At 50.6% G+C, this 21,608-nt stretch carries 22 protein-coding genes; 16 read left to right on the top strand and 6 right to left on the bottom strand.

Annotated elements, in window-relative coordinates:
- Window positions 1-171 precede the first annotated feature (171 nt).
- From queG to F452_RS12265, 3 genes are all read right to left on the bottom strand, one after another.
- Window positions 172-1,143, bottom strand: a complete 972-nt coding sequence (gene queG, locus F452_RS0101080; protein ID WP_230587318.1) for a tRNA epoxyqueuosine(34) reductase QueG — start codon at window positions 1,141-1,143, stop codon at window positions 172-174.
- A 10-nt stretch (window positions 1,144-1,153) separates the two neighbouring features.
- Window positions 1,154-2,212 carry an HU domain-containing protein gene (locus F452_RS0101085; protein ID WP_018964418.1) on the bottom strand — a complete coding sequence of 353 codons (1,059 nt, stop codon included), beginning with the start codon at window positions 2,210-2,212 and terminating at the stop codon, window positions 1,154-1,156.
- A gap of 180 nt (window positions 2,213-2,392) precedes the next feature.
- The gene (locus tag F452_RS12265) at window positions 2,393-2,773 is read right to left on the bottom strand and encodes a hypothetical protein (RefSeq protein ID WP_039443451.1); all 381 of its coding nucleotides are present in this window, start codon (window positions 2,771-2,773) and stop codon (window positions 2,393-2,395) included.
- Here F452_RS12265 and F452_RS0101090 point away from each other — a divergent pair.
- The 5 genes from F452_RS0101090 to F452_RS0101110 all read left to right on the top strand — a co-directional run bounded on the left by F452_RS0101090 (window position 2,760) and on the right by F452_RS0101110 (window position 9,322).
- Complete coding sequence (locus tag F452_RS0101090; RefSeq protein WP_018964419.1) at window positions 2,760-3,575, top strand: DUF3298 and DUF4163 domain-containing protein; 816 nt, start codon at window positions 2,760-2,762, stop codon at window positions 3,573-3,575. The two genes, F452_RS12265 and F452_RS0101090, sit on opposite strands and share 14 nt — an antisense overlap.
- A 43-nt stretch (window positions 3,576-3,618) precedes the next feature.
- Window positions 3,619-4,275 (top strand): 16S rRNA (guanine(527)-N(7))-methyltransferase RsmG, encoded by a 657-nt coding sequence (rsmG, locus tag F452_RS0101095; protein WP_369794186.1) that lies wholly within the window; start codon window positions 3,619-3,621, stop codon window positions 4,273-4,275.
- Window positions 4,272-4,916, top strand: coding sequence for an MBL fold metallo-hydrolase (locus F452_RS0101100; protein ID WP_018964421.1), 645 nt, complete (start codon window positions 4,272-4,274; stop codon window positions 4,914-4,916). Before rsmG ends, F452_RS0101100 begins: the two co-directional genes overlap by 4 nt.
- Window positions 4,917-4,920: 4 nt before the next feature.
- Window positions 4,921-7,788, top strand: a complete 2,868-nt coding sequence (gene gcvP, locus F452_RS0101105) for an aminomethyl-transferring glycine dehydrogenase (RefSeq protein WP_018964422.1) — start codon at window positions 4,921-4,923, stop codon at window positions 7,786-7,788.
- Window positions 7,789-7,990: 202 nt separating this feature from the next.
- Window positions 7,991-9,322, top strand: coding sequence for a DUF3078 domain-containing protein (locus F452_RS0101110; protein ID WP_018964423.1), 1,332 nt, complete (start codon window positions 7,991-7,993; stop codon window positions 9,320-9,322).
- A gap of 16 nt (window positions 9,323-9,338) precedes the next feature.
- Here the strand turns inward: F452_RS0101110 and F452_RS0101115 are convergent, their stop codons facing one another.
- Window positions 9,339-10,754: an ATP-dependent DNA helicase gene (locus tag F452_RS0101115; RefSeq protein ID WP_018964424.1), complete on the bottom strand. Its 1,416-nt coding sequence runs from the start codon at window positions 10,752-10,754 to the stop codon at window positions 9,339-9,341.
- Window positions 10,755-10,885: 131 nt separating this feature from the next.
- Between F452_RS0101115 and F452_RS0101120 the strand changes: the two genes are divergently transcribed.
- The 3 genes from F452_RS0101120 to F452_RS0101130 are packed head-to-tail and all read left to right on the top strand — an operon-like array spanning window position 10,886 to window position 12,937.
- On the top strand, window positions 10,886-11,518 hold the full coding sequence (locus F452_RS0101120; RefSeq protein ID WP_018964425.1) for a hypothetical protein: 633 nt from the start codon (window positions 10,886-10,888) through the stop codon (window positions 11,516-11,518).
- Window positions 11,519-11,537: 19 nt separating this feature from the next.
- Window positions 11,538-12,356: a DUF3822 family protein gene (locus F452_RS0101125; protein ID WP_018964426.1), complete on the top strand. Its 819-nt coding sequence runs from the start codon at window positions 11,538-11,540 to the stop codon at window positions 12,354-12,356.
- A 41-nt stretch (window positions 12,357-12,397) separates the two neighbouring features.
- Window positions 12,398-12,937 (top strand): RsmD family RNA methyltransferase, encoded by a 540-nt coding sequence (locus tag F452_RS0101130; RefSeq protein WP_018964427.1) that lies wholly within the window; start codon window positions 12,398-12,400, stop codon window positions 12,935-12,937.
- A 254-nt stretch (window positions 12,938-13,191) separates the two neighbouring features.
- On the opposite strand, the gene rpsA is transcribed toward F452_RS0101130, so the two are convergent.
- Together rpsA and F452_RS12530 are read right to left on the bottom strand one after the other, a co-directional pair.
- Window positions 13,192-14,991, bottom strand: coding sequence for a 30S ribosomal protein S1 (gene rpsA / locus F452_RS0101135; protein ID WP_018964428.1), 1,800 nt, complete (start codon window positions 14,989-14,991; stop codon window positions 13,192-13,194).
- Window positions 14,992-15,139: 148 nt separating this feature from the next.
- Complete coding sequence (locus tag F452_RS12530; protein ID WP_230587321.1) at window positions 15,140-15,340, bottom strand: hypothetical protein; 201 nt, start codon at window positions 15,338-15,340, stop codon at window positions 15,140-15,142.
- Between F452_RS12530 and F452_RS12535 the strand changes: the two genes are divergently transcribed.
- The 8 genes from F452_RS12535 (at window position 15,282) to F452_RS0101170 (ending at window position 21,589) form a co-directional block, all read left to right on the top strand.
- Window positions 15,282-15,422 (top strand): DUF1661 domain-containing protein, encoded by a 141-nt coding sequence (locus F452_RS12535; RefSeq protein WP_230587319.1) that lies wholly within the window; start codon window positions 15,282-15,284, stop codon window positions 15,420-15,422. The two genes, F452_RS12530 and F452_RS12535, sit on opposite strands and share 59 nt — an antisense overlap.
- A gap of 492 nt (window positions 15,423-15,914) precedes the next feature.
- Window positions 15,915-16,802: a cell division protein FtsX gene (locus F452_RS0101140; RefSeq protein WP_026292083.1), complete on the top strand. Its 888-nt coding sequence runs from the start codon at window positions 15,915-15,917 to the stop codon at window positions 16,800-16,802.
- Between the two features lie 48 nt (window positions 16,803-16,850).
- Window positions 16,851-17,078, top strand: coding sequence for a DUF3098 domain-containing protein (locus F452_RS0101145; RefSeq protein ID WP_018964430.1), 228 nt, complete (start codon window positions 16,851-16,853; stop codon window positions 17,076-17,078).
- 107 nt (window positions 17,079-17,185) lie between these two features.
- Window positions 17,186-18,028, top strand: coding sequence for an undecaprenyl-diphosphatase UppP (gene uppP / locus F452_RS0101150; RefSeq protein ID WP_018964431.1), 843 nt, complete (start codon window positions 17,186-17,188; stop codon window positions 18,026-18,028).
- A gap of 9 nt (window positions 18,029-18,037) precedes the next feature.
- Window positions 18,038-18,811 carry a tRNA pseudouridine(55) synthase TruB gene (gene truB, locus F452_RS0101155; protein WP_018964432.1) on the top strand — a complete coding sequence of 258 codons (774 nt, stop codon included), beginning with the start codon at window positions 18,038-18,040 and terminating at the stop codon, window positions 18,809-18,811.
- A 21-nt stretch (window positions 18,812-18,832) separates the two neighbouring features.
- Window positions 18,833-19,885, top strand: coding sequence for a tRNA preQ1(34) S-adenosylmethionine ribosyltransferase-isomerase QueA (queA, locus tag F452_RS0101160; protein ID WP_018964433.1), 1,053 nt, complete (start codon window positions 18,833-18,835; stop codon window positions 19,883-19,885).
- 2 nt (window positions 19,886-19,887) lie between these two features.
- Window positions 19,888-20,331: a 2-amino-4-hydroxy-6-hydroxymethyldihydropteridine diphosphokinase gene (gene folK, locus F452_RS0101165; RefSeq protein ID WP_018964434.1), complete on the top strand. Its 444-nt coding sequence runs from the start codon at window positions 19,888-19,890 to the stop codon at window positions 20,329-20,331.
- Between the two features lie 13 nt (window positions 20,332-20,344).
- Window positions 20,345-21,589, top strand: coding sequence for a U32 family peptidase (locus F452_RS0101170; protein WP_018964435.1), 1,245 nt, complete (start codon window positions 20,345-20,347; stop codon window positions 21,587-21,589).
- The last annotated feature ends 19 nt before the right edge of the window (window positions 21,590-21,608 follow it).

The following is a 21,608-nucleotide window of genomic DNA, read 5'->3' on the forward strand; positions in this document are numbered from 1 at the left end:
CGGCAGACTAATGCAAAGGAATACATTTCACACCGATCTGCCGATACTTTTCGCACCGAGTTATCAACAGTGAAGGCTACTTATTCTTGTGATTATGGATCGGAGGACTCTGAGTAATCAGAAAAGTCAGCGACTCAGGAAGAGAAAGGAATCGTTTGCTCCAAGGGCTCGTTATCCGTCTTCGTCAGTCGGCTGCTCATCCTCTTTCTTATCTCCCTGCTCCAAAGCTCGCGCATTGCGCCGAAGGCCATCGAGTCCGGCTCGCTTCATGGGCGAACCGGCGAAGAAGTGCAGGTATTTCTCTTCGTCCAAAGAAGCGAGATCGTCCTTGTCGAACGTAAACAGAGCCTCCCTCGGCACAAAGGCTTCGACCTCGGAAGGATGGGCATAGCGGTTCCAAGGGCAGCAGAGCTGGCAACTATCGCATCCGTAGAAACGATTGCCCAGCTTACCGACCAGCTCCGGAGGGATCTCTCCCTCATGCTCTATCGTCAAATAGCTCACACAGAGACGGGAGTCCATGCCCTCTTCGGAAATAGCTCCCGTAGGACAGCTTTCGATACAGTTCCGGCAGGCTCCACAGCGTGATGGCATCGGAGTATCGGGAGGCAGATCGATGTCCACCAATAGCTCTCCCAAGAAAAAGAAAGTCCCCCCTCGGGGCAAAATAAGCATGCCGCTGCGCCCTACCCAACCGATACCTGCACGGCAAGCCCAATAGCGTTCGGCAATAGGGGCAGAGTCGCTGAAAGACCGTCCCGAAACGGAAGGGCAGATCTCCCGACGAATATAATCCAGTAGCTTGTCCAAGAGGCGTTTGACGACCTTATGGTAGTCTTTCCCATAAGCATAGTAGGCTATTTGCGGAGCCGAGGCCGGTTGTTTGATCCTGGGGTAATAGTTCAGTGCTACGGAGATAACCGTTCGAGTACCCGGCAACAACTCCGCCGGCGAATAGCGAAGCTCCCTGTTGCGCTCCAGATAGTCCATTTCCCCATGCCGGCCTTCGGACAGGAACTTCTCGTAAGTCCCTACCACGGATGGCGGCAAGGCCTGTGCTTCGGCAAACCCACAAGCACTAAAACCAAGTCGGCGCGCCTCTTCTTTGATAAGGCGCGCCGACTCTTCCGGTGAGTATCGCAATTTTATTTTTTCATCGTCCGGCATACACCCAAGCATCGGCAAACAGCCTGTGTTTATCTTTCATCGAACGGATATAAGTCTGCGCTTCGTCCGCCGTAGCAAAGCGATCGGCATAAATACGTGCCTTATTGGAGCTAAGCAGCACCACGGCATTCGGCATCATGGCCTTATCGATGCTCATGCGGTAAAACTCCTGAGCTTTCTTCTTCGTATCGAATGTGCCCACTACCACATAATAGTATTTGGAACCTACAGGCTCGTGCATCACGGGCACACCCCCTTCGGCTACGTCCGTGGAGAGTTGGTTGGGCGATTCGGCCGGTTTAGAGGCCGTAGCCTCGATTGGCTGCGAATCAGCCGTAGCGGCAACAGAAGCCGGCTTCGCCGTCACCACCTGCACCGGCCGGGCTTCGGTATCTTTCCATACGCTCTTGGCTGTCAGCTCGGTAGGGACAAAACTGGCGGCAAACTTATCCGACGAGGAGATTTGCCCCCAAGGGACAACAAGCAATACGCCCAACATCACAGCCGCAGCCGCCATCATGCCGGTACGCTTATGGATCTTCAGGTAGAAATAATCCGACCGACCGGCCGGCGAAACTTCCTTCTCCCTCTCCGCAGACGGCTGTACTTCGTCGAAAGACTCAGCCAAACGAGGCAATGAGCAAGGAACCAGGCCGTAGGAAAAGCCCGATCCTTCCTCCGCTTCGCTTCGGTGCGAATAGCTGATTTGTCCCTCCGGATTCAAAGTCAGTTCGCCCATCTTTTCCAAGCTGACACGTCCGGCACGTACCAGTTCGGCACGCAAAGTGCGCACATCGTCATCGAGCATCACTCTGGCACGGCGGTGCGAGATACCATAAGCTCGTGCGTAGCTATCCTCCAAGATACCGTCCCGAAGCGAGAGGGCAGCATTGAATCGGAGTTCTTCTTTGGGAGGGTAAATAAGATTGTCATCACGGTCGTAACATGCCGGCAACAGCTCAGCAACAAAACCGCCAAGGCTCGGCACCACTACACACTTATGTATACTGATGCTGCGTTCGATGTGGGATATCAACCTATTCATAGCAACGGAGTGAAAAAGGAGCCGCCCCGAAGCGGACGACTATTTGGAACAAAGGTAACATTTTCTCCGTCCGCCGACACATTTTTCCGCGCCAAAAATCACTAAAAAACCGAACAGACCACTCTCACGCCAAGAGTTATAGCAGACATCTGTAATCCTTTACGGGAAAAAGGATTGTACCTAACGGAACAGCACAAAACATTTTGCAATGACAGCAATCGCAGAGCATGAAATAAGGAAGGCGGAGCATCGTTTTTCCACTTCTGAGCGAAGAGAATCGGGAGGGAGGATTTTCCTCTCTGTCAGCGTTTCTTGTCCCAAAAATTTCGTGGATATGGTTGCTAAAAACATGGCGCGAGAAAGTTTTCGTTCCCGAACCAAAAGAAAAAAATTCCCGAACCAAAACGTATTTTTTTTGGTTCCATAATCGAGATTCTGCCGAACCGCAATCCATCGTTTTCCGGCGCGTAAAAAAAGGCTTATCCGAAATGAATTGCGTAAATTTGTGGCAGTAATAATGAATCTATCGGAATTATAATCTTTCACTATGATGAAATCCATGCGCAGCGTGCTGTCGCTACTCTTTCCCTTGTCTCTGATCACCGCTTTTGGCTGTAGCAAGAACAAAGCTGCCGAATCGAAGGACATCACGTTCGATTCGGCCTACCTCGAACGCTATATTCCACTGCGAGCGGACATCGACACGCCATCGCTGCATGTGGTGATCAGCTACGTCTATCCTTCGGGGGACGACATGCTCACAGAAGTGTTCAATGGGCTGCTCTTCGGGGACAGTCTGATGGATTCGTCTTCGCCGGAGAATGCCATGGAAGGCTATGCGCGAGTGCTGGGCGAAGACTATCGCTCGAACAATGCCGAAGCCAGTCTGCAAGGACTTCCCTTAGACCTTCTGGACTACATCTACAAGCAGGAAAATACCATCGCTTATTGCGACACGGGATTGATCTCCACACGTATCAATACATACACGTACGAAGGCGGTGCGCATCCGGAGAACACAGTCCGCTTCGCCAACATCCTTCGCTCTACGGGCAAGATACTCGAAGAGCGGGATCTGTTCAAGATCAGCTATGCGGAAAGGCTGTCCGCACTCATCATAGGACAATTGGTACAGGATTTCGGCAAGACCAAGCCGTCCGAATTGGATGCAATAGGTTTCTTCAACGCAGAAGAAATACAGCCCAATGGTAATTTTATGATCGATGACAAGGGCCTCACATACTGTTTCAATGAGTACCAGATAGCTGCTTATGCCAGAGGTGCTGTCTATGTCCGTCTCGGCTATGACGTATTGGCACCTTTACTAAGAGACGATTCGCCCCTGAAGCGTTACCTGCCGTAGTCCCCCTCCTTTTGTTTCGACCGATATGACGAATACGCAGCAAATGCCCGAAGAGCTGTTGCCCCAGGCTTCAGGTATAGAGATCATCGAGAAATACTTCCCCCACTTGTCCGAACGACAACGCGAGCAGTTTGGGCAATTGGGACCGCTGTACACGCATTGGAATGCCCTTATCAATGTCATTTCCCGAAAGGATATAGACAATTTGTATCCGCACCATGTGTTGCATTCCTTGGGGATAGCTCGCATGCTGAACTTCAAACCCGGCACAAGTGTATTGGATCTGGGCACAGGCGGAGGATTTCCGGGTATTCCCTTGGCGATTCTGTTTCCTGAGGTATCCTTTCTGCTGGTGGACAGCATCGGCAAAAAGGTGAAAGTGGCCGCCGCCATAGCCGAAGCCTTGGGGCTTGACAATGTGCGCACCATGCACTGTCGGGCGGAAAGCATAGATGAGAAATTCGACTTCGTAGTCAGCCGTGCCGTGATGAAACTGAGTGAACTGGCCAAGATCTGCAGGAAGCTCATTCGGCACGAAGATCAGCAAAACGCGCTCCCCAACGGGCTTATCTGCCTCAAGGGCGGAGAGCTTCAGCACGAGATACTGCCATTCCGGAACAAGGCAATGACAGAGGAGCTGTGGCCGACCTTCGAGGAAGCGTATTTCAAAACAAAAAAAGTGGTCTACTTACCTCTATGACAACGACTAAAGTAAAGATGTTCACCTTCAACTCGGTGGCAGAAAATACATATATCCTTTACAACTCCACGGGCGAAGCTGCACTTATCGACTGCGGCTGTATGGATGGGAGCGAAGAGCAGCAGCTACTCCGCTTCGTTCAGGAACAGCAGCTCACAGTAAAGCTCCTGCTCAACACGCACCTGCACTTCGACCATGCCTGGGGCAATGGCTTTGCAGCCAAAACCTTCGGCCTGCCTGTGCTCACGCATCGGGCTGAAGTGGAAGAAATGCCGTCTCCGTCCAAGCAACTGGCAGCATTCGGCATGTTCGGCACGATGGACGAACCGCCGATACAATACATTGCTCCGGGCGACGTTCTTCAGTTGGGAGAGAGTACCATCAAGGTGCTTTTCGTCCCGGGGCACTCGCCCGGTCATCTGGCATTCTATTGCCCACAGGCCCAAGCGGTATTTACCGGCGATGCGCTCTTTGCCGGTGACGTGGGCCGGACCGACTTGTGGGGCGGTAGCTACGAACTGCTGAAAAAGAGTATTCGCGCAGAACTTCTCCCTCTTCCCGACGATACGGTAGTCTACCCCGGACACGGGCCTACCTCTACGATAGCTTACGAACGAACTAATAACCCTTTTCTCGATTAGAATAATGAATACGAACAAATTCGAAAACCGCCATATAGGTATTGCCGAGCGCGACCTCTCCGTCATGCTCCGGACCATAGGCGTAGAGTCAATGGATCAGCTGATCCGCGAAACGATCCCCGGCGACATCCTGCTGTCCGAACCTCTTGATCTGCCCGAAGCCATGACCGAGCGCGAACTGCTCGAGCATTTCATGGAACTGGGATCCAAGAACAAGGTCTTCACCTCCTACATCGGACAAGGCTGGTACGATACGGTCACACCGGCTCCCATCCAGCGCAACGTATTGGAGAATCCCGCGTGGTACACTTCCTACACACCTTATCAGGCGGAGGTATCACAGGGACGTCTGGAGGCTCTCTTCAATTTCCAGACGGTGATCACCGAACTGACAGGGCTGCCCCTGACGAACTGCTCGCTCCTCGATGAAGCCACTGCCGGTGCCGAAGCTGCACGTATGTTCTTCGATACCCGTTCGCGCACACAAATCAAGGCCGGAGCCAACGTTCTCTTCGTGGACAAGAATGTATTCCGCTCTACGATCGAAGTGATCCGCACCCGTATCATACCTCAGGGTATGCAGATCGTGGTGGGCGACTACAAGACATTCGGCTTCACACCCGAAGTATTTGCCGCCATCGTACAGTTCCCCGATGCAGAAGGCTCGGTCAATGATTATAAGGCATTCATCGAAGCGGCTCATGCCGGCAACGCCAAGGTAGCCGTAGCAGCCGACCTCTTGAGTATGACCATCCTGACTCCTCCGGGTGAATGGGGTGCCGACATCGTATTCGGATCGGCACAGCGTTTCGGTATTCCCATGTATTACGGTGGTCCCTCGGCAGGATATTTGGCCACAAGCATGGACTACAAGCGCAACATCCCCGGCCGTATCATCGGTATGTCCAAAGACGCATACGGACGTCCGGCTTATCGTCTGGCATTGCAAACGCGCGAACAGCACATCAAGCGTGAGAAAGCCACATCGAATATCTGTACCGCACAGGCTTTGTTGGCCACGATGAGCAGCTTCTATGCCGTGTATCACGGTGCTGACGGCTTGCGCCATATAGCCGGCAGGGTACATGCTTATGCAGGATTTATCAGCGAGAAGCTCGCCGGGCTCGGCTATAAGCTCACGAACAAGAACTTCTTCGACACACTTCGTGTGGAGCTGCCGGCCGATGTCACAGTAGAAAAAGTACGCGAACTGGCTGAAGAGTGCAGCGTGAACTTCTTCTACCCCTCCGATGGTAGCATCGTCATCAGCTTGGATGAGACTACGTTGCCCTCCGACCTCGGCGTTCTGCTCTATATCTTCTCATCCGTTCTGGGCAAAGAGGAGACAATCACGGAGGACATTGCCATTGACAAGCGTTATTTCGATGGTGCCTTTGCCCGTACGTCGAACTTCCTGGACTACGACGTATTCAACAACTACCACACAGAGACGGAGCTGATGCGCTACATCAAACGCCTCGAACGCAAGGACATTTCTCTGGCGCACTCCATGATTCCGCTGGGTTCTTGTACGATGAAGCTGAATGCCGCATCCGAGCTGTTCAACCTCTCGATGCCGCAGTTCAACGCCATCCACCCGTATGCTCCCAAAGACCAGACGGAAGGCTACAACGAGATGCTCGAAAGTCTGGAACATTACTTGGCCGTAATCACCGGTTTCGACGCTACTTCGCTCCAGCCTAATTCCGGAGCAGCAGGCGAATACGCCGGATTGCTCGCTATTCGCGGCTATCTGAACAGCATCGGACAGGGACACCGCCATCTGGTTATCTTGCCGGCTTCTGCCCACGGCACCAATCCGGCCAGTGCCATCCAGTGCGGATACGATACGGTGACGGTAGCTTGCGACGACCGAGGCAACGTAGATATGGACGACTTCATGGCCAAGACGGAACAACACAAGGACCAAATCGCTGCCATGATGATCACTTACCCGAGTACGCATGGTATCTTCGAGACTAACATTATCGATCTCTGCCGTCGCATCCACGAGTGTGGTGGTCAGGTGTATATGGATGGTGCCAACATGAATGCTCAGGTAGGACTGACCAGTCCGGGCTTTATCGGAGCAGACGTGTGCCACTTGAATCTGCACAAGACCTTTGCCATCCCCCACGGAGGTGGAGGCCCGGGTGTAGGTCCTATCTGTGTGGCCAAGCACTTGACTCCATTCCTGCCATCCCACCCGCTGCGTGAGGACTACAACGGCTTGGAAGTATCCGCCGCTCCATACGGAAGTGCAGGGGTAATGACTATCACCTACGCATACATTCGCCTGATGGGATACGAAGGTCTGCGCAGAGCTACGAAAATCGCCATCCTGAACTCCAACTACATGGCCAACCGTCTGAAAGATACTTTCGGTATCGTCTATACGGGAGCTACGGGTCGCGTAGGTCATGAGCTGATCCTCGAATGTCGCAAGATCAAAGAAAGCGGTATCGACGAGAACGACATAGCCAAGCGTCTGATGGACTTCGGCTACCATGCTCCGACGCTCTCCTTCCCCGTACACGGCACTCTGATGATAGAGCCGACAGAGAGCGAGAGCCTGGCCGAGCTGGATCGTTTCATCGATGTGATGAACTGCATCTGGGAAGAGATACAGGAAGTGGCTCGTGGCGAACAGGATGCTACCGACAACGTATTGAAGAATGCTCCGCATCCTCAGTACGAGGTGACGGCTAACGACTGGTCGCACCCATACTCTCGCGAAAAGGCAGCCTATCCGCTGGAATATCTGCGTGAGAATAAGTTCTGGCTCAACGTAGCCCGCATCGACAACGGCTATGGCGACCGCAATCTGGTTCCGAGTCTCTGCGGTGCATGTGAGATTTTCAACAATCAATAGAAAACTTCACCGATACAGATAATAAACGAAAGCGAACCCCGAGAGTCAAACAAAAACTCTCGGGGTTTTCTTTTTCAATAAAGATAAAGATGCTAAGAGTGAAAGACTTATTTAAGCTCAATGAAAAACCCCGAAAAAGAAAATAAAGATTGGTATAACTTTGCCCGCGCAAAAACGGTTATATAAAAACGATTTGACTACGATGAAGATAAGATACCTCCTCTCCATATTCCTGTTCTGCTGTTCCATCGGAGCTGCCGATGCCATAGCATCGAAACCGACTGTTCCCGTACTCCGACCGCAGAATCACCTCTTAGTGGATACAGACAGTCTGCCGACAGCACCTATAGCCTCCGGCCGCCTACTGATGAGCTATCTGCAGCTACCACTCGTAGCAGAAAACTCGTCCACCCCTCTATCCGAAGGACTCTGGCATATCACCATACCTGAGATACCCTCTCGCTTGCAAAAAGCCTGTGGGAAAGATCCCGTTCCGGTACCGGATTTGAGCGATATGATTGCAGAAGTGGATTTGGCACGCAGGGTGCTGACCGAGCTTCAGTATCGTCGATTAGATCTCTTCACGTACAGCCGCACGGAATTGGAGCCTTTCGGCCCGGACTACTCCTATATCAAGTCACAAGACATGCCGCTTATCAATGGGGGTGCTCTATCAGACAGGATCATCCAACCGGGAAAAATCCGTGGCATCGAACTCAAACCTCGCTACTGGTTTTTCAATATGGAGACCATGTTGCAATTCTCCCAGAACTACATTTCCGAAAACTGGTACAAAGGGGGATCGAGCAATCTGAATATCATGTTCAGCAATCTGATTGTCCGTCAGTATCGCAACAAGAAGATTCGCTGGAAAAATGAGTTGGAAAACAAACTCAGCATCTTCAACGCAGCCAAAGACACGGTCAATCGCTATCGAGTAGCAGAGGATTTGCTCCGTCTGCGATCCAACTTCGGCTACAAGGCGTTCAAGCAATGGTACTACTCCTTGGATGCTGAAATGCGTACACAGCTATTTACGAACCGAGCTGAAAACAGCTTGAAGAAACAATCTGCATTCCTCGCTCCGATAATCTTCAATACGGGTCTCGGTATGAAATACGAGTTGGATACGAAAAGCAAAAAGGTTTATGGCAAGTCCGCTAAACTGGGACTGTTCCTATCTCCCGTCTCGTACATCCTCAAATGGTCGGTCAGAGACGATATAGACTTGGCCCGCCACGGTTTTCCCGAAGGAAAGACCATTGTACACGAATTGGGTTCGGCCATAAAAGCCGAACTCGTATGGAACTTCGATAGTCGCCTGAGTTGGCAGTCGCGCCTGTATGCCAATACCACATACGATAATACGGTGGCAGAATTTGAGAATGCCCTCAACCTGTCGCTCACCCGACTGCTGAGCACCCGTTTATATCTGTACCTGCGCTATGACGACAGTGTGTCACTACCGGAAGGCAAAGGAACATATTGGCAGGTGAACGAATTGGTGAGTATCGGCCTCTACTTCCGTTTGTAAGAGACCGCCCTCTCTCTTACGGCATCATGTCTTTCGGAGTATTGACGAGATAGAGCCGTTCCGAAGCTCTGGTTACTGCCGTATAAAGCCAACGACAGAGTTGTTCGTCGTGAGGCAGATAGCTAAGCATACCCATATCGACATAAACATGCTTCCACTGGCCTCCCTGAGCTTTGTGGCAGGTGATGGCATAGGCATACTTTACTTCCAAGGCCGAAAAGAAAGCATCCTCTCTGATCGCTTTGCGCCGAGCAGGGACGCTCTCCACCGAACTATAGTCTTCCGCAACGGCATCATACAGTTTTTGCCTCTGTGCATGGGTAAGACCGGCTGTTTCCGCCGTCAGTCCATCGAGCAATAGCCTCGCTTCTATCTCACGCCCCTGCTCTACCAGATTGATGGTGGCATCTGCAAATCGGAATCCATACAGCTCGTATCGCTTGCCCAACCGCAGAATCTCTACGATCTCTCCATTAGCCACGAAGTCGGTCTTGTCTCGCCTGTCACAATAACGATAGTTGTTGCGCGTCACCACTAATCGATCGCCCCGTACCAACTCTTCTTCGTAGTACAATACCTGACTGCGGATGCCCAGATTATAGGCCAAAGCACGTTTATTGGAATAGCTGACAATAATGGTCTCGTCCATGCCTACAGTCCGAAACGAAGCATCCAGTGCTTCTATCAGTTCAGCACCGGAAATAGCCGACACATCTCCCGAATCCCTTATGTTCAACTTGATTTTGTCAGAAATACCATCGGAAAGTAAACGGCGTAGGCTCGTGGCCAAAGAGAGAATGGCGGATTCTTTCTGCTGACGTACTACCTCGGTCAGTGTACATTCATATATGCGCAATCCGTAGAAAGTTTCCATTACACCGGCATCCAATGCCGGACTCACCACACTGCCGACCGGCGGAAGCTGTGCCATATCTCCGGCCAGAATCAGACGGCAACCATCCGTTTCGTTCACGTATGCCAGCAAATCGTTCAGCAAGCTACCCGAGCCAAAGGGCGTAGGTTCGACACTTTCATTCCCGATCATAGAGGATTCGTCCACGATAAATACTGTACCGGTAGGGCTGCTGCGACGGATGCGATAGGAGCCGCCCTCCTCTATCCCCGCAGCGGAAGCCTGATAGATCTGTCGATGAATGGTATAAGCCTGATGCCGAGTGTAGGATGTCAACACCTTGGCAGCACGTCCGGTCGGTGCCAATAGCTCACAATGCGCACCTTGCTGCAGGATGGTCTGCACCACCGAAGCGATAAGCTGTGTCTTACCCGTACCGGCATATCCGCGAAGCAAAAAAACCGAATAAGGCTCCCTGTCGAGCAGATACTTTGCCAAAGATCGAATAGCCGAATCTTGGCTTTGCGTCGGGGTAAATGGCAAATTTTTCAATATTTGCCCGGCCAAATAATTGTCCATCTTTATACAAATCGTATATTTGCGGGGACTAAGTTACTTCCTTTGAACGATATGCTCGGATTCGGTGGGGCAATACGGATTAGGAAGCGTCTTTAGAAGAGAATTTAATACAAAAACAAAGTAAGATAACGATGAAAACTTTAATCAAGATTTTGGTGGCTGTAGCAGTCGTGGTGTTGGCATATCTCACCGTGATGAGCATATACACCCCCGTTAGTTTCGACAAGATTCAGGCCAGTCGTGAAACAGCTATCCAAAAGAAGCTGAAAAACATAGCCGACTATCAAGCTGCATTCGAAAGCATGTATGGTCGCTATGCCACAGCAGATGAATTGGTAGGTTTCCTGGCCAACGGTCGTGTCTACTACGTGAATGCCGAAGGCGAATACACCGACGACATGCGCGACAAAGGAATGACCGAAGCGCAGGCAGCTCGTGCAGGCTTGCTCAAGCGCGATACGGTTTGGGTTGCAGCCAAGGACTCTCTGCTCAAAGGTATTGATCCTAATACAGTCTTGGATATTCCCGGTTTTGCCGGCAAAAAGATCTTGGTCGAAGTAGGTTCCATCCAGCAGGAGATCGGTCAGGATACAATAAACGTGTCCGTATTCCAAGCATCAGTGCCTTTCGTTGACTACCTCAGCGATCAGGATCAGGTTCGTCTGAGAATGAAAATCAACGATGCAGAAGCTCGTGCCAATGGATATGCCGGTCTGCGCATCGGATCTCTGAAAGAAGTGAAGAATACCGGTAACTGGGAATAATCTCTCGGAAGTATAGCGCGTGGAAATCCCTTCTTCCGATATTCCGGCTACCCCCCTCTCTGCTCACACTGCAGAAAGCTACGATATGTCCATCCGATTCCTGTCGGATGGACTTATTTTTAGCCTCTTCGATACGGAGGGTAAGCCATGCGCCAGATGTGCCTATCCTTTCGACTCAGGAGCAGAAGACTATTGCTCTGCTGTGAAGGAGCTTTTTTTCCATTACCAACATCTCACCTACCCATACCGCCACGTACACGTCAGTTACAGCCCGGATTCGTATGTTCTCATTCCTCGCGCTTTGTACGAAGAGGGTAGAGCCGACTACTGGCTGAGGACTGCTGTCCACTTGCCGGACGAAGGCAAGGGTGTAGCCGTCATGGAGTACAACCTGTCTCATCAGGATAAGATGCTGATTTTGGCTTGGGACAAGCCTCTCTATGAATTTCTGAGAAGGACACAGGTCGGAACAGAGTTCGCCCCCGACTTTATCCCCTTTTTCAAAGAAACGGAGCGACAGAGCAGGCAGCATACGGCCAAAAGAGTTGCCCTCAATCTCCGGCATGACAAACTCGACCTCTTCGTATTCGAAGGAGGCAGTCTGCTCTTTGCCAATACATACAGCCTCACGGACAATCAAGCTATTCGCTCTGTCGAGGAAGAAGTCCTTTTCTATCTGGTCACTGTCTGGAAGAGCTTACGGTTGGATATAGAGCATGACCGTATCGTTATCTGTATCCAACAAAATGTCCGCGACCACTCTGTCGGAAAGGATGATCTCAGGCAAACATTGGAACCGTTCTTCCGCCATATCGAACTGTGCAAAGAGCCGGTCTAATGTAACGCCATACTCGAAGTCTCTTCTCCACATCTTTCCCTATGCGTGTAATCAGAGGTAAATACGGACACAGGCGTTTCGATGTACCCAAAAGCTTCAATGCCCGTCCCACAACGGATTTTGCCAAAGAGAACCTCTTCAACATCCTGTCCAACCGTTTCGATTTCGAAGGACTTTCGGCTATCGACCTGTTTTCCGGCACGGGGAGTATAGCATTGGAATTGGTTTCTCGGGGTTGTTCTTCCGTCACTTCCGTAGAGAAACGCCGTGAACATGCAGCTTTTATTCGCACCCTCATTAAGCGTCTGAACGAGGAAAACTGCTGGAGAGTCTTCGAGACAGACGTATTCCACTTTTTGGAACGCAACAAAGAATGCCGCCGCTTCGACTTGGTCTTTGCCGATCCGCCCTATACATTGGCCGAACTGGAGAGCCTGCCGACCAAGGTATTAGAAAGCAATATACTGGCTGAAGATGGGCTATTCATCCTCGAACACCCCAAGGATTTCAGCTTTACGGAGCATACCCGATTTGAGGAACATAGAGCCTACGGTTCCGTCAATTTCACCTTCTTTCGGTAAGGCTACCACCTCCACCAAACTCCACCAACAGATAACTATTGAAGGATTGGAGCTATGGGCATGCTGTAATGTTTTGCTACGTCTAACGTACTTGTTGTTTGCTCTTGATCCCTCTGCGTTACTCATCTACTTGTAACGCTGTTTGGGGAGTGGTGGGAAGCGAATAATAAAAATAGGCTGCGCCGAATGTTTTCGGTGCAGCCTATTTTATAAGGTGGATCATACGCTCTTGGGCGTATGATCCATGGGAGTTTTTAGTTTTCTGAAAGCTTTTCTTTCAAAGCGGCCAGTTCACCGAGGTCACCGAGTGTAGCTTTCTCTACAGCCTGTGCAGGATTGGCAGCTTCGGCAGCAGCTTCTTTCTGAGCCGCTTTGGCTTCGGCCTTACGCTCTGCGTTGGCTTCGCGCTGAGCCGCTTTCTGCTCATCTTCGAATACACGGCTATGAGATACAATGATTCGCTTGGCATCCTTATTGAACTCAATAACCTTGAAAGGCAACTTCTCTTCGAGTACAGCCTGTGAACCATCTTCCTTCACCATATGCTTCGGAGTAGCAAAACCTTCCACACCGTAAGGCAGAGAAACGACAGCACCCTTGTCCATCACCTCGATTACTGTTCCTTCGTGGATAGATCCTACAGTGAATACCGTCTCGAATACATCCCAAGGATTCTCTTCCAGCTGCTTGTGGCCCAAGCTGAGACGACGATTTTCCTTGTCGATCTCGATTACCTGAACTTCAATATCAGCACCTACTTCCGTAAACTCGCTGGGGTGTTTGATCTTCTTCGTCCAAGAGAGGTCGGAAATATGGATAAGGCCGTCTACACCCTCTTCGATCTCAACGAATACACCGAAATTGGTGAAGTTGCGAACACGAGCATGGTGGCGAGAACCTACCGGGAAACGAGTCTCGATATCAGCCCAAGGATCCGGCTTGAGTTGCTTCAGACCGAGCGACATCTTGCGCTCTTCTCGATCGAGTGTCAGGATCACAGCCTCCACTTCGTCGCCTACATGCAGGAAGTCCTGAGCAGAACGCAAGTGCTGCGTCCATGACATTTCACTCACGTGGATAAGACCTTCAACTCCCTGTGCAATCTCAACGAAAGCACCGTAATCGGCCATCACCACTACTTTACCTTTCACCTTGTCGCCCACCTTGAGTTCGCTATCGAGAGCATCCCATGGATGAGGCATCAGCTGCTTCAGACCGAGGGCGATACGCTTGCGATCTTCATCGAAGTCGAGGATAACGACATTGATCTTCTGATCCAGCTGTACGATTTCTTCCGGATGAGCCACACGACCCCAAGAAAGGTCCGTGATGTGGATAAGACCATCCACACCGCCGAGGTCGATAAACACACCGTAAGAAGTGATATTCTTGACGATACCTTCGAGTACCTGTCCTTTTTCGAGCTTGCCGATGATTTCTTTCTTCTGTTGTTCGAGCTCTGCTTCGATAAGCACCTTGTGAGAAACGACTACGTTCTTGTATTCTTGATTGATCTTCACAATCTTGAATTCCATCGTCTTCTCAACGAATGCATCGTAGTCGCGAATGGGGCGCACGTCGATCTGCGATCCCGGGAGGAAAGCCTCGATGCCGAATACATCGACGATCATACCACCCTTGGTACGACACTTCACATAGCCCTTTACGATTTCGTCTTTTTCGAGAGCCTCGTTCACACGCTCCCAAGAACGTGCTGCACGAGCTTTGCGGTGAGACAAGACGAGCTGACCCTTCTTATCTTCCTGATTCTCGATGTAAACTTCCACTTCCTCACCTACTTTCAGGTCCGGATTGTAGCGGAATTCCGTTGCAGGTACCACACCTTCCGATTTGTACCCTACGTTGATAACCACCTCACGCTTGTTGATAGCAGTTACCGTACCCATCACCACTTCTTTTTCCTTGATGGTGTTGAGGGTTTTGTCATAAGCAGCCTCCTGCTCCTGACGGCTCACGGCAGCTTTGGCGCCACCGGCTTCAAACTCTTCCCAGTTGAAATCCTCTCTGGGCTGAATGTTCTTTAAGTTCTCCATTTGTTTTTAAAAATCGTTTTGTTGCTAATAGATTGGACATTATATGGTCATATCTCTCAAAAGCGCTGCAAATTTACAACAACTTTTCGTTACTCTCCTCATTGAGATCGACATATCTATCATAATCGCACACAGTCGATTAAGAAACTCACCTTATCCGTCTTCTATTTCGAAAACGAAACAGCTCTGCGAATGAAGTTCCAACCGCCACATTCGGAAAGGTATCACCCAATTTTATCCGCTCTTGCTCCCATAAGAAAATCCGACAGAGTATGAGAAATGGCAATCCGATGGTTTTGGCACGAAAATTTTCCGACACTACGCTCCGAAAAACGTGGCTCGAGAAAATTTTCGCTTTGGCGCGGGAAGTAAAAAATTCCCGAACCAAAACGAAAAAATTCCGGTTCCACTTTTTCAGGAAACACGCGTAAGAATCGCAGCGATTGCGGTTCGTAAACCATGAGATGGCAAATGGCATGAGACCGCAAGATGCGGCCTCCTATCCATTTCGCTTCGGAACAGCCGGCATCACCATAAAGCGCGCCCCTTTCATTCGACCCGCTCGCCTGATATCTCGCCTACACAACATTCCATGCGTAAACCGTACCAATCGAATCAATGGATGCAAATCAGAGAAACAGCCACACAGAGTGTTTTTGCCCTCTCTCTGGAGATAGCCCCTACTCCGCTATTATATATAGCATGCTTGAGAATGGGCGAAGGAAGGGATATCTTGTCCAAGAAAAATACAGCCCCATACCATATTATATACTATTTTTGCGGAGAAATTGGGGTGTTTCGGCCTTTTACAAAAGAATGACAGGCCATTACTCTCTGAATCCGATCCGCCGATGATCAAATCCACCGCCGGCCGGCAGAGGGGCTTCAGTCTCCGATTCTATCTCTGAGATACAGCAAAAAGAATGTCACAAAAGAACAAGAAGCGGTCTTCGGCCTTTTTCCATTCGAGGTTTTTGGCCATTATGAGTATTGCTGTTGTGCTCTTCCTTTTGGGGGCCATCGGCATTATCGAGTTTATCGGCAGAGGAATAGGCAATTCCGTGAGGGAAGACCTCTCCTTCAATCTGCTATTATCCTCCGACATGGATGAAACACAGATACAAGAGCTACAACGACAGATAGTGGCCACACCCTTCGTCAAAGATGTCAGCTATATCTCTGCCGATCAAGCCCTCGAGGAGATGAAAAAAGAACTGGGCGAAGACGATCCGGCTAAGATGCTCGGCTATAATCCCCTACAGGGGGAAATGTGCGTTCACCTCAAGGCCCAATACACCCATCCGGACAGTCTGAAAGTGATCGACTCAGCCATTCGGACATGGGATGGAGTGGACAATCTGCAATACAGGGCAGATATGTTCGACATAGTACACCGCAATACACGCCGCATCGGTCTCGTACTACTCATCCTGGCAGCCTTGCTCCTTCTGATCAGCTATATACAGATCAATAATACCACCCGCTTGCTCATCTATTCGAAGCGATTCAGCATCCGTACCATGACGCTGGTGGGTGCCACACCTCGCTTTATCCGCAAGCCCTTCGTCCGCTACAGCATGCTCAATGGACTCGTGGCCGCTTTGCTTGCCATCGTGCTCCTGGGCATAGCCCTATACGCAACTGATGAATATGCTTTCAACAAGAGTTTGCGCCCCTACCTCACAGTGGAAAACCTCCTGATCATAGCCGGAGGCATGCTGCTTGTGGGCATACTGATATCTGCTTTTTCGGCACGTGCTGCAACGAACAAATACATCCGTATGGATGGGGGCAAGATGCACCTCGTATAGGGGGCAGGGAATATTGACAAACCAACTAAGACAATCAAACAGCATACTATGCTTTTCGGGAAAAAGAACTTTATCTTGATGGGGGTATCCGCTATCCTCATTATTCTGGGCTTCATATTGATGTCAGGGGGAGGGTCAGCCGGCCAAGTAAGCTTCAATCCGGATATTTTCAGTGCCAAGCGGATACAGATAGCCCCGTGGGTGAGCATGGCCGGCTTCGTCCTGATGGTATATGCCATCATGGTATCGCCGGAGAAAAAAGACAACCGCAAGTAACCCTCCTAAAGCGGACTCTTCTGACGATCAGGCTGCGACTGCACATCGCGGTCAAGTAATTTAATACCTGTTCCGACGAAGAAGTCGCCATCTTCCCGCAAGACAATATGACCATACTACAAGCCATCGTTTTAGCCATCGTAGAGGGCCTGACCGAGTTTCTTCCGGTGTCTTCCACCGGACATATGATTATCGCCGAAGGTATAATGGGCATAGAGAGCACTTCCTTTGTCAAAGCCTTCACTGTGATGATACAGTTCGGAGCCATCCTATCCGTTCTGATACTATACCGGAAGCGTTTTTTCTGTTTTCCCGTGGCACCACGAGCCTTAGGCCAAGGCAAAGGGGTGGAATTTCTGAGCCGGTTCGATCTCTATTGGAAGCTACTGATCGCACTCGTTCCGGCCGTTATCCTGGGATTCCTGTTCGAGGACTGGGTGGATAGGATGCTGGGCAGTGTCTGGGTAGTGGCCGTCGTGCTATTCCTCGGTGGCATCTTCATGCTATTCGTCGATAAGCTGTTTGCCTCATCGGACCGGGAACTGGTCACATACCCCAAAGCATTAGTCATAGGGCTATTCCAATGTCTGGCCATATTCCTGCCCGGGCTCTCACGCTCGATGGCTACCATAGTCGGCGGCCAACAGCAAAAGCTAAGCCGCAAGGCAGCTGCGGAGTTTTCCTTCTTTCTGGCAGTACCTACGATGCTCGGTGCCACCCTGCTCAAGGCTTACAAGCTCTACAAGGAGGGCGGGATAGAGATTTTCAGAGAGCACATGACCGTGCTCCTCGTAGGCAATATCGTGGCCTTTATCGTAGCACTGGCTGCGATCAAGTTCTTCATCGGATTCCTCACCCGATATGGGTTCAAGGCATTCGGCTATTATCGTATCTTGGTTGGTGGTCTGCTTATCGTACTGATGCTCTCAGGGGTATCCTTAGCTGTCTGAATCGGAAAAATGAAACAAATAGATCGTCCGCTCCACCTGCGCGAGGGCGAAGTACTCTACTTCGACAAACCTCTGACATGGACTTCGTTCGACTTGGTCAATAAATTCCGCTATCGGGCTTGTCGTCGGATGGGGATCAAGAAGCTGCGCGTAGGGCATGCAGGCACATTGGATCCGCTGGCAACAGGCGTGATGATCCTGTGTACAGGGCGTGCCACGAAGCAAATCGATGTACTGCAGGCCGGCACGAAAGAGTACATTGCCACTATCAGACTGGGAGCCACGACACCGAGCTTCGACAAGGAAACCGAGCCGGACGCCTTCTTCCCGTACGAACATATCACGCACCAATCGGTTCTGGACATACTACCTCGATTCACGGGAACGATAGAACAAGTGCCTCCCGTGTTCTCGGCCGTTCGCGTGAACGGGAAACGTGCATACGATTTGGCACGTAAGGGGAAAGAGGTGGAGCTGAAAACCCGCACCTTGCAGATCGACGAGATCGAACTGCTGGAGTACGACCTCCCCCTGATCACGCTACGCATCGTATGCACCAAAGGCACTTACATACGTGCCTTGGCCCGCGACATAGCCGAAGCCCTCGGATCAGGGGGACATTTGGAGGCATTGCGCAGGACAAGAGTAGGCGATGCACGAATCGAAGACTGTCTTTCGACGGATGAGCTGGAACAATGGTTCGATCGTCTCGGTTTTGCTTATGAACCGGAGTTCGAACAAAAAGAGGCCGATCCATCCTCCATACCTGCAAGCAAAAAATAACTAACGGCAACATATATCGCTATGAAATTATCCAAGTTCAAATTCAATCTTCCGGACGAACTGATCGCGTTAGAGCCGACCAAGTTCCGCGACGAATCGCGGATGATGGTCGTACATCGTCGTACAGGGGAAATCGAACATCGCGTTTTCAAGGACATTCTGGAGTATTTCGACAAGGGTGATACCTTCGTCTTCAACAATACCCGTGTTTTTCCTGCCCGTCTCTATGGTAATAAAGAGAAAACCGGTGCTCAGATCGAGGTTTTCCTCCTCCGCGAACTGAATGAACGTCTGAAGCTGTGGGATGTCCTCGTGGATCCTGCCCGCAAAATACGTATAGGCAATAAGCTCTACTTCGGCAACGACGAAGAGCTGGTGGCAGAGGTAATAGACAATACGACCTCCCGAGGACGTACGCTGCGCTTCCTGTACGATGGCTCACATGAGGAGTTCAAGGAACTGCTTTTCCAATTGGGACAGACTCCTCTACCGAAGTACATCGATCGGGAAGTAAACGAGGAGGATCCGGAGAGGTATCAAAGCATATTTGCCGAAGTGGAAGGTGCCGTGGTGGCACCTGCTGCCAGTCTTCATTTCAGCCGCGAGCTGATGAAACGACTGGAGATCAAGGACTGCCGTTTTTCTTACATAACGGTACACCATGCTTTGGGGGCTTATCGCGACATCGATGTAGAAGATCTGACCAAGCACAAAATGGATAGCGAGGAGATGTATATCACGGAAGAGCCGTGCATAAACATCAACCGCTCGTGGGATGAAGAAAAGAAGATCTGCGCCGTAGGGACTTCCGTTCTTCGTGCTTTGGAAACGGCCGTGAGCACGGACGGTCATCTCAAGCCGTTCGAAGGTTGGACCAATCGCTTCATCTTTCCTCCATACGAATTCCATCTGCCCTCTGCTTTGGTTACGAACTTCCATATGCCACTCTCTACCCTACTGATGATGACAGCCGCTTTCGGAGGTCATGAGCTGATTATGAGTGCATACGACCTCGCTGTAAAAGAAAAGTATCGTTTCGGTGCTTATGGCGATGCCATGCTCATTATCGATTGAGTATGGGCATAGTATATCTTTCTTTGGGCAGCAACTTAGGCGATCGACACAGTTTGTTGTCTGCAGCGTTGGATATGCTACAAACGAGGGTGGGCAGACTGCTCACCCTTTCTCGGTTCTATGAAACCGAACCGTGGGGGTTCGAATCGCCTCATCCTTTCCTCAATGCGGTGGTGGCTTTGCGATCGAAGCTCAAACCACAGGACATTCTGCATATCACACAAGCCATCGAAAGGGAATTGGGTCGCACACAAAAAAGCAATGGAGGGATCTATCACGACCGTCCGATCGATATAGACATTCTATTGCATACCACATACCCGAAGGTACAATCGCCCGAACTGGAACTGCCCCACCCGCAAATGTGGCAACGGGACTTTGTACGTATGCCGCTATCGGATGTAGCTCCCTGGCTGCATCCGGACGAGCCGTCTCACGCCCTCTGACTTATTGAAAGAAATGAATGTAAACGACTTCGAGATAATGGCTCCTGTCGGTTCGTACGAATCGCTTATGGCAGCCATCAAAGCAGGAGCTGATTCCGTTTACTTCGGGATTGAAGGACTGAATATGCGCGCCCGATCTGCTAACAACTTCACCACGGAAGATCTGTACAAAATAGCAGAGATCTGCACAGAGAAGGGCGTAAAGAGCTATTTAACGGTGAACACTGTCATATACGATGAGGACATAGTACTCATGCGCTCCATTATCGACGCAGCACAAAAGGCACAGATATCTGCCATCATAGCTTCCGACGTGGCTGCGATGACGTATGCCAACGAGATCGGAGTAGAAGTGCACCTGTCCACTCAGCTCAATATCAGCAATGCGGAGGCCCTGCGCTTTTACTCACACTTTGCCGATGTGGTCGTATTGGCAAGAGAGCTGAATATGGATCAGGTGCGTACGATCCATGAGACCATCATCCGAGACAATATCTGCGGACCTAAAGGCCATCCCGTTCGCATAGAGATGTTCGCTCACGGTGCCCTGTGTATGGCTGTCTCGGGCAAGTGCTATCTAAGTCTGCACGAGCACAACAGCTCGGCCAACAGGGGTGCCTGTGCACAGATCTGCAGAAGGGGCTACACCGTCAAGGACAAGGATAGTGGTCTGGAACTGGACATTGAGAACCAATACATCATGTCGCCGAAAGACCTGAAGACGATTCATTTCATCAATAAGATGATGGATGCCGGGGTACGAGTGTTCAAGATAGAAGGACGGGCACGTGGCCCCGAATACGTCTATACGGTCTGCCGGAGCTACAAGGAAGCGATCGAAGCATACTGCAACGGCACCTATGACAAGGAAGCTATAGATCGGTGGGACGAACAATTAGCTACCGTATTCAACCGAGGTTTTTGGGATGGATACTACCTCGGACAGCGACTCGGCGAATGGACGCATCGATACGGTTCAGGAGCTACCCGCCAGAAAATATATGTAGGCAAAGGGATCAAATACTTCAGCCGTCTCTGTGTGGCAGAATTCGAGATAGAGTCCGGCGAACTGCATGTAGGCGATGAGATTGTGATCACAGGCCCTACGACAGGTGTGATCATCCAAAGGGTAGAAGAGATCCGGTACGAACTGCAAACCGTGCAAAAAGCGACAAAGGGGCAACGCATCTCCATCCCGGTAAAGGAGAAAGTACGGCCATCGGACAAACTATACCGATTCGACAAAAGAGAAGAATAATAAGATGTAGGGAGGAACG

This window comes from Porphyromonas gulae DSM 15663 (assembly GCF_000378065.1).
Taxonomy (GTDB): domain Bacteria; phylum Bacteroidota; class Bacteroidia; order Bacteroidales; family Porphyromonadaceae; genus Porphyromonas; species Porphyromonas gulae.

What these genes read in the sequence shown, in the direction of transcription:
- F452_RS0101120 (WP_018964425.1), top strand. Translation starts at nt 10,886, where the DNA reads ATGAAAACTTTAATCAAGATTTTGGTGGCTGTAGCAGTCGTGGTGTTG.
- F452_RS0101090 (WP_018964419.1), top strand. Translation starts at nt 2,760, where the DNA reads ATGATGAAATCCATGCGCAGCGTGCTGTCGCTACTCTTTCCCTTGTCT.
- gcvP (WP_018964422.1), top strand. Translation starts at nt 4,921, where the DNA reads ATGAATACGAACAAATTCGAAAACCGCCATATAGGTATTGCCGAGCGC.
- queA (WP_018964433.1), top strand. Translation starts at nt 18,833, where the DNA reads ATGAAATTATCCAAGTTCAAATTCAATCTTCCGGACGAACTGATCGCG.
- F452_RS0101170 (WP_018964435.1), top strand. Translation starts at nt 20,345, where the DNA reads ATGAATGTAAACGACTTCGAGATAATGGCTCCTGTCGGTTCGTACGAA.
- folK (WP_018964434.1), top strand. Translation starts at nt 19,888, where the DNA reads ATGGGCATAGTATATCTTTCTTTGGGCAGCAACTTAGGCGATCGACAC.
- truB (WP_018964432.1), top strand. Translation starts at nt 18,038, where the DNA reads ATGAAACAAATAGATCGTCCGCTCCACCTGCGCGAGGGCGAAGTACTC.
- rsmG (WP_369794186.1), top strand. Translation starts at nt 3,619, where the DNA reads ATGCCCGAAGAGCTGTTGCCCCAGGCTTCAGGTATAGAGATCATCGAG.
- F452_RS12265 (WP_039443451.1), bottom strand. Translation starts at nt 2,773, where the DNA reads ATGGATTTCATCATAGTGAAAGATTATAATTCCGATAGATTCATTATT.
- F452_RS0101085 (WP_018964418.1), bottom strand. Translation starts at nt 2,212, where the DNA reads ATGAATAGGTTGATATCCCACATCGAACGCAGCATCAGTATACATAAG.
- F452_RS0101115 (WP_018964424.1), bottom strand. Translation starts at nt 10,754, where the DNA reads ATGGACAATTATTTGGCCGGGCAAATATTGAAAAATTTGCCATTTACC.
- F452_RS0101140 (WP_026292083.1), top strand. Translation starts at nt 15,915, where the DNA reads ATGTCACAAAAGAACAAGAAGCGGTCTTCGGCCTTTTTCCATTCGAGG.
- F452_RS12535 (WP_230587319.1), top strand. Translation starts at nt 15,282, where the DNA reads ATGGTTTTGGCACGAAAATTTTCCGACACTACGCTCCGAAAAACGTGG.
- rpsA (WP_018964428.1), bottom strand. Translation starts at nt 14,991, where the DNA reads ATGGAGAACTTAAAGAACATTCAGCCCAGAGAGGATTTCAACTGGGAA.
- F452_RS0101130 (WP_018964427.1), top strand. Translation starts at nt 12,398, where the DNA reads ATGCGTGTAATCAGAGGTAAATACGGACACAGGCGTTTCGATGTACCC.
- F452_RS0101110 (WP_018964423.1), top strand. Translation starts at nt 7,991, where the DNA reads ATGAAGATAAGATACCTCCTCTCCATATTCCTGTTCTGCTGTTCCATC.
- F452_RS0101145 (WP_018964430.1), top strand. Translation starts at nt 16,851, where the DNA reads ATGCTTTTCGGGAAAAAGAACTTTATCTTGATGGGGGTATCCGCTATC.
- F452_RS0101100 (WP_018964421.1), top strand. Translation starts at nt 4,272, where the DNA reads ATGACAACGACTAAAGTAAAGATGTTCACCTTCAACTCGGTGGCAGAA.
- uppP (WP_018964431.1), top strand. Translation starts at nt 17,186, where the DNA reads ATGACCATACTACAAGCCATCGTTTTAGCCATCGTAGAGGGCCTGACC.